The sequence below is a fragment of the Leptospira noumeaensis genome (genome assembly GCF_004770765.1).
GTDB classification, from domain to species: Bacteria; Spirochaetota; Leptospiria; order Leptospirales; family Leptospiraceae; genus Leptospira_A; species Leptospira_A noumeaensis.
The window spans coordinates 17,762-30,207 of the sequence record NZ_RQFK01000008.1; the positions used below are offsets into that span (position 1 = coordinate 17,762).

At 39.4% G+C, this 12,446-nt stretch carries 7 protein-coding genes and 1 pseudogene; 3 read left to right on the forward strand and 5 right to left on the reverse strand.

Going from position 1 to position 12,446, the window contains the following annotated elements; genetic code table 11:
- Positions 1-113 precede the first annotated feature (113 nt).
- Together EHQ24_RS01685 and EHQ24_RS01690 are read left to right on the forward strand one after the other, a co-directional pair.
- Complete coding sequence (locus EHQ24_RS01685; protein ID WP_135599982.1) at positions 114-503, forward strand: hypothetical protein; 390 nt, start codon at positions 114-116, stop codon at positions 501-503.
- Between the two features lie 397 nt (positions 504-900).
- Complete coding sequence (locus EHQ24_RS01690) at positions 901-1,971, forward strand: hypothetical protein (protein ID WP_244310260.1); 1,071 nt, start codon at positions 901-903, stop codon at positions 1,969-1,971.
- A gap of 286 nt (positions 1,972-2,257) precedes the next feature.
- Here EHQ24_RS01690 and EHQ24_RS01695 read toward each other — a convergent pair whose 3' ends face one another.
- The 3 genes from EHQ24_RS01695 to EHQ24_RS01705 all read right to left on the reverse strand — a co-directional run bounded on the left by EHQ24_RS01695 (position 2,258) and on the right by EHQ24_RS01705 (position 4,575).
- Positions 2,258-3,517: a type II toxin-antitoxin system HipA family toxin gene (locus EHQ24_RS01695; RefSeq protein WP_135599983.1), complete on the reverse strand. Its 1,260-nt coding sequence runs from the start codon at positions 3,515-3,517 to the stop codon at positions 2,258-2,260.
- The gene (locus EHQ24_RS01700) at positions 3,507-3,839 is read right to left on the reverse strand and encodes a helix-turn-helix domain-containing protein (RefSeq protein WP_135599984.1); all 333 of its coding nucleotides are present in this window, start codon (positions 3,837-3,839) and stop codon (positions 3,507-3,509) included. The genes EHQ24_RS01695 and EHQ24_RS01700 overlap by 11 nt, the downstream gene beginning before the upstream one ends.
- A 205-nt stretch (positions 3,840-4,044) precedes the next feature.
- On the reverse strand, positions 4,045-4,575 hold the full coding sequence (locus EHQ24_RS01705) for a helix-turn-helix domain-containing protein (RefSeq protein ID WP_135599985.1): 531 nt from the start codon (positions 4,573-4,575) through the stop codon (positions 4,045-4,047).
- A 740-nt stretch (positions 4,576-5,315) separates the two neighbouring features.
- Between EHQ24_RS01705 and EHQ24_RS01710 the strand changes: the two genes are divergently transcribed.
- Complete coding sequence (locus tag EHQ24_RS01710; protein WP_135599986.1) at positions 5,316-6,374, forward strand: integrase core domain-containing protein; 1,059 nt, start codon at positions 5,316-5,318, stop codon at positions 6,372-6,374.
- Between the two features lie 459 nt (positions 6,375-6,833).
- Here EHQ24_RS01710 and EHQ24_RS01715 read toward each other — a convergent pair whose 3' ends face one another.
- Together EHQ24_RS01715 and EHQ24_RS19175 are read right to left on the reverse strand one after the other, a co-directional pair.
- A complete protein-coding gene (locus EHQ24_RS01715) occupies positions 6,834-7,460 on the reverse strand; it encodes a hypothetical protein (protein ID WP_135599987.1) in 627 nt (208 codons plus the stop codon).
- 95 nt (positions 7,461-7,555) lie between these two features.
- A pseudogene (locus tag EHQ24_RS19175) lies at positions 7,556-12,446 on the reverse strand (hypothetical protein); the annotation flags it as partial.

Sequence of the window (12,446 nt, forward strand, 5' to 3'; positions counted from 1 at the left end):
AAATTTCCACTTTCATGATTTTTTTTCACAGAATATCGATAAATCGCAAAAGGGGTTCTCCGATATCTGAAAACTTTATAAAATCAAGGTAATAAATCGAAGGAGACCACATTTTGCAAAACCAATTACTTACCAAACAAGAATTTTACCTAACCCCGGAGCAATTTCATAATGCTTTCAAGTCTTTCATTCAGGAATGGTATAATAGGAATGATAATTTAGAGAATCCCTACCCCGGTCTATCTGCCGAAAAACAAACCGCTTTAGTCAATATCAAAGAAGGACGCAGTTACCGAGAGACAGCAAAAGCATTGGGAAAGAATCATACGATCATTACGCAATGGTCGAAAAATGATCCAAAATTCAAACAGGCTCTTGAAGAGGTTAAAATGGAGAGGCAAAAATCCATTCGCCTTCAAGCAATATTACCTCAGGCAGTAAATGAATGGAAAACTTCTTCTTCTTCATCAAATGATGAAGAAATTAAGGATCCAAGTCCTTAAATAGAGCTTCTCTTTTTGGATACCCTGATTTCTTTTTAGGGGATTTATTGTTGTTGCAGCAATTGTAGCACATAATTCGTGTTTGCGTAAGTTTGGGTTTCTCCGAGTAAATACTCGGAAGAACCCCGGAAATAAAAAATCTATCTATAAAATTTCACAACTAAATGCATCAAATGCAGCACTTCGGAATCAAATTGCATACGTATATTATAATAATAACATTTACCAACCTTTTCAAACACCGTTTCGTGAACTTAAAAATTTGAGATTCTTAAAAATTTTTTCGTACAGCAAAAATAGAAAAAATTAAAAAAATATGCGATATCGGTTCTCCGATATCTGATTCTTTTATAGGATTTAGTCAAGGTAATCACTTGGCGTCCTAAAAGCCCTCCTTTTGAAAACCCCAGAAAGTACGATGACTTATAATCCTCCGGGAGCTGTTGTCGGACTTTCGAAATTTTTAAAAGCGGGAGGACCGTATATGGTCGAGCTATGTCTACAGGATATAACAGAGGAAAGGTTTAATAGAAACAGGATCAGCAATATCTGTGAAGTAAGATGGCGTAAACTTCAAAGAGAATACGGAAAAGAATCGATGAACATAAAAGATGTTAAGCGAGTCACTAACAGAACAACTTGGAATTGCCTTAAGAAGTACAATAAGAAGAACCATGATGTATATAGCAAGATTGGTTACCTTGGATATGCTTTCACTATAAGCAGAGGAGATAAAGAAGCTGATATGAAGGAATTAAAAATTGCTCTTGAGGAAACATTATATTATATGAGTGCAAAGATCTACCGATATAGACTGAAAGGATTAGAAATACCAATCATGACCTTTGAAGGTAATTCAATTGATGGAAAATACAATCCTCACCTCCATGGTTACATTTTAATCCCGAAAGGAGAAGTGAGAAACTTTAAAAGGAAACTAAGAGAAGAACTAGCGAAATCATTATTCAATCTCCCAAAGCTAAATGGTTCCAGAAGGAAGGCAAATAAGTTGTGGATGAAGAAAATAGAAGGAGATGGTGTATTATACTTTGGATACTGCGGACGAGAAGAATCGCCAGATCACGGCCAAGAATTGGATAAACTTGATTGGGATTTGTCTTCCTTTGGATTTGTATCGGAACTAAATCACAAAATGAGCAAACGCCTCATGAAAAGGATTTATCGAAGATTCCCTGAAACAGAAACCAATTCTGAGCTCTTTCATCGTGTTATTTGCATGTTGCACTGGATCCAGAAACGAAAGAATATGCCTTATTATTTAAGAGCTTTCATTCCTCCCTTTGAAACATTCAGATTCCCCAAGGAACAAAAGACTAAAAAGAAAAGTTCCAATCAATACCAAACTAAGGAACCAAACCTAAGTTGGATTCAGATTTCAGATAAAAATACCTATGATAGAATCGTTTGGAATCAATGCAGCACCCCAAGAAGTTCATTCCCAGTGTAGTGATCCTCTCTGCTGTATTTGGTGTAAAAATTCGACAAATTCGACAAATTCGACAGTAAACGAGTCCTATTTGTCGAATTTTAGAGACGGATTTTCTTTCCTAATAGAGATTAGGTGCTGAAAATGCTGTACGAACTTAAATCATGAATTGATTCTCTACATATATCGTTTCATAGTTTAATTTATCCTATAAAGAGGGTGAGTTGTAGAACGATAAACAAACTTCTTTCTTGATGATTGTGATTAAGAATTTTTAAAATCTAATTCTTCGCATGTATGCCAAAATTTAAAATTTCACACCATCCAATGAGTATGGATTCAAAAACTGTCGTTTCCATAGTAAATTCCTGTCTACTTGGCTTAACTCTGCTTCCTCACAAACGGTTTTCCATTTTCTTTCAATTATATGGATTTGGTAATTTACAATCTCCAATGCTTTTTGTTTTGAGAGAAGGAATTGATTTCTTGCTTCTAAGCAAACATCAATCCTGCTCCTTCTATCTTCTCCAGAAATTAACATCGCTTGGGAAGTTTCATTACCAGACCGTGCTTGCGGACAAATATCGTAAGCTGGTGTGAGCTTCAGTGAATTGCCATCCCAAAAGGCGGCATGGTTTCTTGCATGATCATCTGTATTTCCGGAAAGGACATTGAATACCAATCTCTTAAAAAGCTCTCCTAATGTCTCCTTAGGAGAATCAAAGCGGTGCCGAATGATTTCACAAAGTGTTTCATAACTGGCATAACGTGCAAACATCTCATCTAGTCCAAAGAGTGTGAGAGCCGATACAATTCGATTCCTTAGCCATCCCTCTTTTTTTCGGATACGATCAAAGCGTTTGATGAGGAGAACATCCTTTTTTGCCGCTTGGACGAGTTTGACATCGGCCACATCTATCCCAACCAATTTGGCCAAACGCATGGCTATGAATTCTGCTTTGACGACATGATAATAATCAGCAGTTGATGAAAACTTGGCCACATATTTGGTTTCTTTTTCTTCGATCAATGCTTTCGGCCTTGCACCACCGATGGAGGTTCCATGAAGGAGTGCAACATCTAAGTCCTTACTAAGTGGAATTCCATTTTCCACCTTTTCCGAAGAATCTAGTAGTTCTTCTAAGGAAATATTTGTATGTTGTCTTGGCACATATTGAGTCGATGATTCTTGAAAGTCAAGGGCACCAATACGATCGGATCCTGATTCTAAAAGATATAATAATTCACTCAATTCTTCTGTGTCTTTATCTTTTGCTGTTGAACCAGAGATCTTGTTTAGGATCACACGTCTCCCCCAAGCATCGGGTGATGCATCCCGTATTGCATTTGGCATCTTTAAATTGTTTAATAAAGGAAGTCTTCCTTCTATGAGAGGTAATTCTGGTTCATAAATCGACAAGGTGTTTGTATTGCCCTTTGCTTTCTCTAAGTAACTTCTACCATAATTAAAATAATAGAAGTCACTCTCCTCTTCGATCCTTCCGCAAACAATGGGATCCACTTTCCCATCCAACCAAATCCAAACATAGGCCTCTTTAGAAGTCATCTTTCACCTTCTTTGTTTTAGTTCGAATGCGTTTTGGCATCAGTGTCAATTTGTCTGATGCACTTCGAATTGATTGCGATAGGGAAGGACTCTCACTCACAAACAGTGGGATCCCAAGGATGACGGCCGCTTCCAACACTAATCCAATCGCCACTGTCATATCCCCTACTTCCATTTTTTGCAATGTGGTTCGAGAAATTCCAATCCGTTCGGCCAGTGTTTGTTCCGACCATGCTTTTTCTTTTCGTGCCAGTTGGATTTCTTTTCCGAGGAGACTTGCGGCTTCTTTTGCCAAACGTGAATAGGTTCTGGTAATTTTCATGGTTTTTGGAATCTATCTACTTGACTATTTTAATATGCATTAAATATATTTACGACCATTTTATTACTCAATCTATAGACATTTTTTCCTTTTTTCAGCGTTCTCCGGGGAATATTGCTTGAGTCTACTCATCGGAGGAAGCAAAGAATGCATCAATAGAATTCAAACCCGATAGAAAATACTAATTTAATTCCACGATTCCCCCTCACCCATCTCCCACAACCACGGCCGTAATCGAATTCACAATCCTTGCCAAATGCTTTGAAGTTGGTTGTTCACCTTCAAATAATACACGTTCTACGGCTTTCCTCGTTGATTCAGGAAATTTGTTTAGCATTCCTTTGTACTGTTCTATTGTACCAATCTTTGAATCCTTCTGTAAAGGAGTTGGTGTTTCATCCAAGGCTGAGAGGGAAAAATCGATTGAGCTGGATTGTCGGTTGATCATAGGCACTTCACTCAGTGTCGTATTATCATCCAAGGCAGACCCTAAAGATAAGAAGCGTCTACGGCCATCAAAACCTGTTTGAATGATAAAATTCCGTTTCTTAAGTCTGGAAATCATACGTGAAATGGTATCTGGTTTCAATCCCAGAAGATTCGCAAAATGCTCGTTTGATGCAAAACACTTCCCATTGGCAGTAAAACTTTCAATTTCTGAAAGAATCACTTTTTCAGCGATTGAAAGATCCTTCCTACTCTCAATTCGAGCAGGGATCCAAATTCCTTGTCTCATATTGTCCCTTTGATTTGCCTAGACACGCCTTCGGCCAAACCATTTAACATTGTTTTTGTGGCAGGGGATCAAGTTAGGTGAAGTGATCCGAGGTCTTTGCCTACCCCATCCAGTAAAAGCCTATTACCAGACAGTAAGACCTAAACCCGGAGGATTGATTTTGTCAACAACAATGAGACATAATTTCTAGAGATTTTTGAGGAGTTAGAAAGATCCCCCGAGAGGGCAAACTCAAGGGGGGATGTGTCTATTTGGATCTTCACCTAAGACAATTCAAGGAAAACTTAGATTCAGAAAAAGTACAAGGATTTTTTCCGTTAGGATTTAAATAAATTTTCTTTAGTTGGAGTGAGCCGAATGGTTAAGGCGAAAACTAAAGTAAGTCAAATAACTCTCATTATTTTTCGCTGTGTATGAAAAGCTTGTGCGCCTCGCATTGGTTTGATTGCCATTACTTTAATTCATAACCGACCGCGCTTTACGCTACAATCTTTCCTTTGGAAAGGATTTCCGCACACAGTGGGTTTTGTTTTTGCGCTTTTTTCGGAGATTTATTTCTGATTGTCATGACGCCTTACTTACGTTGGATTCGCAAGGCTCATCCACCAAGTCAAACCTTCGGTTTGCTTGTATCCTCGCTCCTATGGTCGCTGCGGATTAATCGCTGGCGCGGGATGGGGTTCTATTCACTTGCTTTTCTCTATTTACAACTAACATAAAAAAAATAACTTTCTAAAAATATGTTTCTTCTCCTCTTTTGTTTCTCTCTCCTTCTCAATCTATATTACCTTGTTCGTTACAAGCAGCTTTTCATAGAAAATATCTTCCTCAAATCACAGCTCGCCATTTACAAAAGAAAACAGAAAACTTTCCATACAAAACCAATGGATAGAATCATATTACTTCTCATTTCCTATCTCTCCCCCAATTGGGAATCCTCACTCATCCTTGTATCACCAAACACTCTACTCAATTGGAGAAAAAAGAAATTCCAACTTTTCTGGAAACTTCTCTCTCAAAGAAAAAAAATGGGGAGACCTAACATCCCGTGGGATCTTATCAAACTCATTCGGAGACTTGCTAAAGAAAATGGAATTTGGGGTGCCACCAAACTACATGGTATTTTATTCAAACTAGGCCTATTTGTCTCAGAAAGAACTGTCTCTCGTTATATTCCAAAAAGACCAACTGATCCTAGAAAAAGACTTTCTTGGAATCACTTCTACAACCTTCATTCCGATTCTCTCATCGTTTCTGATTTGTTCAGTGTATTATCCTATCAGTTTAGAGAAATATATAAAGTGATTTTCTTTATGGAAATAAAGACAAGAAAGATCCTTCATTTTGATATCCATGCGAATCCCACAACTTCCTGGGTACGAAAAGTCATTAAACTTGCCTTTAGAAAAAAAGGATTAGAAAACACAACTTATATCATTACTGATAACGATGTTTTATTTGGGAAACGGTTCACCAGGTATTTGGAAAGACTTGGAATCAAACACAAAAAAACTACCATCCGATCTCCGTGGCAAAATGGATATGCAGAACGTTTTGTCAAAACATGTAGAAACGAATTTCTGGACTACTTTATCCCAATAAACGAATATCATTTGCAAGGAAAGCTAGAAGAGTTTATTCACTTCTATAACCACAGTAGAACCCATCTCGCACTAAACAAAGAAACTCCTGTTCCCTCACCGATCTTACACAAACCAAGAGAAGGAAATTGTAAACTAGAATCCATTCCAGTGTTAGGCGGACTCTACCACACCTACACTTGGAAGAAGGCCGCTTAAGAGAAATAACACCTTTCTATCTCGCTTGCTTCAGTTTGCAATTTTTGTATAAGCAATCTCTTCTATAAAAGAGAAGGATTCCTTACGTCTTCGTGATCGATAAATCATTGATATTTGGAGTAAAGTCTTTGTTCTAAATAAGAATTCGATGACTTCCATTAGTTTTTTGTCTCTAAAATCGATCTAGTTTGCAACCAGCGTCCAACTTAACGAACATTTTGTTCAATATTGTAGTTTTGGCGAGGCTCACCCTGCTTCAGCGAAGTCCCCTATTTCCCAGTCCTGCCAGCGTCCCATCCGGGTCCGACTGGCGAGCTTCGGCCATCCCTGGCCTCGCCGCCGTGGGAAACAGGGAACTTGGGGAAGAGAAAAAACCGATTTATCCAACTGGGTTGGCGTAGCAATATTGTGTGCGGAATAAAGTTTGGTTAAAAATTGTATCTTCTGACTAAATTAACTTCAAGGATCACTGAGTGATTTACCTTGTTTTTTTAACTCCAAATAAACTTTGCTTTCGTTCTCCATATACCTTTTACCTGCTTCAGATTCTTCTTTAAGACGCAGTTTATATTCTGTGATTGCATCATCATAGAGTTCAGGAAGTTCGTTAATACAATGCTCCATAGTATTGTATCGTTTGCTATTCTCATTGTCATGAGGAAAGACAGGTATTGTATAACGCGCCACCCGTTTAAAAAGCCTATCATCGCCACCCTTTCTACTATTAAAAGCAGAGTAGTCATCATTATTTGCCTTTTCTTCAATGGTTTCGCTATTCGATGAGATATAGATGTAGCTTTTTTCATCTGTTTTTCTTGGAGATTTACCAACAAAGATAAAAATCCTACCCCCATTTTGGGATTTCACATACAAATATTTATCATCTTCGTATAACGGAATTTCAATGATCGGTTTTTTCATTACATAGTTTTCATTATAAAAGGCTGCCCTGAGTTTTTTATTTAAAAAATCTATTTCCAGACAATACCTTGGGTCTATCCGTAACTCATCTTCCGTAAAAGAGACATTTGCTACTTCTGCAATCGTATGACCAACTTCATAAATAGTTGGTCTATTTACTTCCACAGTTAGTCCTCGGTATTTCTTACACGAAGTCGAGAGTAATGAGATTGTTAGAAATCCGGAAAGGATTAAAAGTATTTTTTTTTTGCTTACTTTCATCATTTCGCCCTAACATCCGTTGTGAATAAACGCAATATATTGAGCCCCTTTCCAGGTTCGACACTGCCATGGTTCAGATCTAACCAGTCTACATCTTGACGAACTGAAGAAGAATGATCATTTATCCGTATTGAAAGCTGTCCGTTATTCATGTAGACTCTTCCTAATGTAAAATGGTCGTGATCTCCATCGCCGTCCGTATCGATGCTAACTTGGACTACGCTTCCTTCTGTAACTCGTCCCGCATCAAAGGCACGTTTAAGTTTATTGCTCAGTTCAACGTCGTTCACTGGTCTTGTATCATATGTTTTAGTTTCACTACTTGGATCCCAATAGTATCGTCCTTCCGTAATCTGGTTCTGAGCCACGATTGGCACACCCTTAGAAAAATCTACATCTCCCATTTTTAGTGTTTTTTCCATGTATTGCGCAAAACTTCCTTGGAAGTTTCCATTCATGACTCCCATGCCATAATTAGAAAACAATTTGCAAATTTCGTCACCAAATTGATTCCCTAAATCAGTACTAGTAGCGGAGTCGTTGAATAGAAACTTTTTGATTTCGTTAAAGCGAGTTTTGTAGGCCTTTGAATCGGTTTCACTTAGTCCAGCGGGAGGATTAAACTCGAAACCTTCTCCGTTCGGATATTTGTTTCGCAGATACTCGACTGTTGCCCCCATTTGAAGCTTTATACCTTTGTCATTTGGACCTTGGGTATGAGTTAGAGGATTCGTAATATCCGTGTACATTTCATTTATTTTTCGTTCTCTATCATCACCTGATAATCCGTCTAGGGAGGAGAGATCATAAACTTTAAATGTTTCTTTTATAGTTGCTCGAATTCTATCTCCGTTTTCAGGTGCAGGCTTAATTTTCTTTTTCTCCGCATCAGAAAGCTTATTGTAATCATCAAATGCCTTATCGGCTTTAGCTGCCAAAGCTTCGTATTTATCAGTGATGTTTTTTGCAAATGTTGTATTGAGTGGATCAAAGGAGTTCGTTGTCGGCTCCTTAAACCTTCCCAAATTTGAATCATATCCGAGGTCTCTCTTTATTGGGTTTCCAGCAGCATCAAATAGCGTTGTTTTAGGGTCTGTATAAGATTTATTTCCGAAAATACTGTCTTTGATAGTGAAGGTGGTTTCTTTAATCTTTCCATCTTCCCTGAAAGTCAAGGCCTGTAATTTCCCATCCTTCTCTCTGACAAAGTATTCAACACCATTAATGAGTTCTTTTCTATAAACATAGCCACTTACTGTTATCGGTTGATCACTTTCCAGGAACCTTTTAATAGTTTCTTTACTAAAGACAAATTCTCCGAATTTATTTTTCTCTCGTTTAATGGTTTTCTTTTCTAAGAATAATGCATAATCCCTGATTGCTTTGTCGAGTTTTGCAAGGTTAGCGTCTTGTTCAGCAGTTATTTTTGTATCTTTGGTGTTATCCGATAATAAATTTTGATTTTGTAATTCAAGCATAGATTGCTTGAGATTTAAATAAGTGGCTTTATCTTCTGGCGAAAGATAGGATAGAAAGATTTGCTCATCTTCATCACTTCGGAGGATATCTAACTCCTCCGGAGTATTGCCGTCCTCATCTTCCCTCTTCCTGTTCGGTTCTGTAGCGACGACATTTTGGTTAGGATTAGGCGGTGTCGTAGGTGAATTACCCCCAACAGGAGTGGTTCCAATACCGTAAAGCAGAGCAAGTCCACCTGCGAGAGATCCACCAATTCCAATAGCATAGTCGATGGCAGTATTCATATTGGTATCTATATAGTTTCCCATGTCCGCAAAGAATGCCTCAATGGCGTTAGAGTTTTCTTTTGGTAGGTTGGCAACAGCCTGGTTAAAATCATTATCACTCATATTCGCAACTTGATCCGCAGAATAGCTTCCACTGGCAACAAGCCTTGCGGTGTTCTGGTCTTTTTGAGTTTTATCTTGTGCTTCGTTAATGTTTTGCTCAGCGAAGTTCATTTCATCCATTTGGAACCCATTAGGCCCATTAGTAGCAATGCTAACACCAGTCACTTCAGCAGAAGTAGACATCCCATCTCTGCTAATCGTAGTAGTTAAACCCATAGTCGAGTCAGGATCAGTATACCCAAGACTTGCCGATAACCCAGAACCAGCCATATCATAGTTAACACCGAGGTTCCAACCTTCCCTAGGCCCTTTTCCCGCATTGTAGTTTAATCCGACAGTAGCCTCACCATTGGTGGTAATATTTGTAGTCACTTGTATGTTTTCTGTTAAACTAGCAGATCCTTGGACAGTCGTATTGCCTCTTTGTGAGAATGAGATACTTGCGTTTGCCGTTGTATTTCCAAGACCAATCATCCCACCCCAACCGTTTTCTGGATGATATGTAACTCCGAGACCGGGAGTCATACCTCCAAGGAAAGAGGTTTTGATTCCTTTTAGCATATCGCTCTTTACAACACCACCAATCAGTCCGTTGGCGATTCCAGCAAGGATACCCTCTGGTCCGTTTTTAGCACCAGCTGCTCCCTGAATGACTGCGTTCGCAATCGCTTGGCCTGTGTTCATTACAGCAGAACTGGTAATACCAAAGAATCCATTGACTGCTGTTCCAATCGATTGCAAGACGCTACCGACACCGGTAAGAATCCCACTGGCACCCAAAGTAACAACTAGCGAAGCCGCAGTGACTAAGGTTTGTTCAATTGCATTTGCTTGTGCTTTTTTATCACTCTGTCTTGTTTTATAATCTCCATACCCTTTGCTGATAAATCCTTTGGCAATGCTTGGATCAATTCCAAGAGTCGCTGCCATCTGATCGGCAAGAGCCCTTTTCCCCAACTCTTCAATGACTCTATCTTTGTCTTTGATGTTGAGTAGTTCACTAGTAAAACTAGTTCCAGTAGCCTTCATCCCATACATTTGCTCTGAGATCCCCAAACTTGCCAGGCTCGCACTGGAAGGTTCCAAAGACCCTCCACTCACCAATTGATTTGCTTGGGAAATAGACTTTTGGAATTCTGCTTGGGTAACTCCAGTTGCGATCACAGCGGTCTTCATAATACCACCGGCAACACCAACCACTTGGCTTAGTCCATCAACGACTGGATTTTTTGTAATGGCCCTTCTTGCTTTTTTAGCATCCCGCGCACTGGCAAAATCACTCACCCCAGCACTCACAATTTCCATTGGTAAACCAGTAGCACTAGCAATTGCTTGTGAAGCAGCGGACTTAGCAAGAGAGACTTCGTTTGCTTTGATCTCTTTGATGCGATTGGCTTGGGCATTCTTACGTTCCAATAGGGCATCTACTTTATCAGGGCCTATAACTGCGTTACCGAGTGCAACGACATAAGTCATTGCATTTCCCATCAATGCACTACTGAGTCCACCGGTTGCGTTGTTCAAGAAATCCACGGCGCCACCGAAATTCTTTCTAACAACATTTTCGATGGCTTGTATGGGGTTACTGAGAGAGACAAAGTTACTACGAGACTCAATCCTTTTGGCTTCGACACGACCTTTCATGAAGTCGATGAGCATACTCGCCATTTGTAGATCTTCTTCGCTACCACCAGTAGCAGAGATCCAAGCCTTAGCGAGCTCCATGTTGATGTGATCTTCTATTTTGCCTTTGATGGTAGATTGTATACCAGCAGCACCACCGGTAAAGTAAGCAAGAGCTAGTTCTTGGATGAGAGAATCATTTTTTTCTTGAGTCGTCTTTCTTTCTTGGAAAGCCTTTTCGTTAGCCGCTTCTGTTTTGCGGATGCTAGTGGTAGCATTGCCAACAGCAACACCATCTTTGCTCAGGTTTGTATAAAGATCATTGAGTGCATTGCTACTCGCATCAGCAAAAGACTGCCAGTCAGAATCTTCCCAAACATCAAATAGTCCCTTGTTTGTCGGAGCACTCACCATCTCTAGATTGGATAAACTGATGTGACGAACCTCATCCTTCTTCCCAGAATAGTATCCGTTGGCATCACGACCAGCAATGGTTCCATCACTAATCCTTTTGGTAAGAGTGACTACGTTACTCACTTCATTAATGGAATAATCAAACTCCTTTACGAGGAGTGTAGTACAAGAACCCTCTGTGGGATTGGCAAAACACTTACCAAAGTCTTTCTTCTGGTCTTCAGTAAGGGTTTTGTAGTCGGCTTGTCCAGACAGGATCTTCTCTTCCAAAGTCAAACTTTTGACTATCTTCCCATTCAAGTATTCCAACCCTTGGCTCTTTAACTGTGCGATCTCAGATTGGAATTTAGCATCAAATGCTTCCTGGTAGTCTTTGCAACCTTTACATTGGTAAGAGTTCATTTGATCCAAATAGGCTTGGTTAGTGGAAGACAAGTTGGTTTCTGCTCTGGTATCCCAGTTCACAACATAAGCATATTGGTTGATTAACTTCTGTTGTTCAATCCTCTGCATGTTTTCATTGTTTTCGTTGGCAGAGAGAACTTGTGAGTATTGGTATACTCCATTAGTCGTTTCTTGGAAATGATTGAAGACATCTTTCCCATTCACAGAAAGAGAAGTGTCTACTTTTTTCTCTGAAGCAGCACCTAATATAGAATAAGATCCACCAGATCCAGAAACAGGAGAAAAACTCCCCACTCCAAATGCGGATCCTATTTTGTTTTCTATGTAGTTTGTAGTTCCTTTGAGGAAGTTTTCTTGGATGGATCGAACAGTACCACCTACTCCCGTAAATCCCCCAGGACTTCCACCCGCATAGAATTTACCCTCATCTGGACTTGTCGGAGTGAAGGCCATTGGTGCAGGAGGTTCTGCATCAAACTTTCTTTGAGACAACTGGTCAATTGCGTTGTCAAATTTAGATACAATATAACTAGTGTTAGTGGCAATATTCCCAGTTCCAACTCCATTTACAGTAGCATTT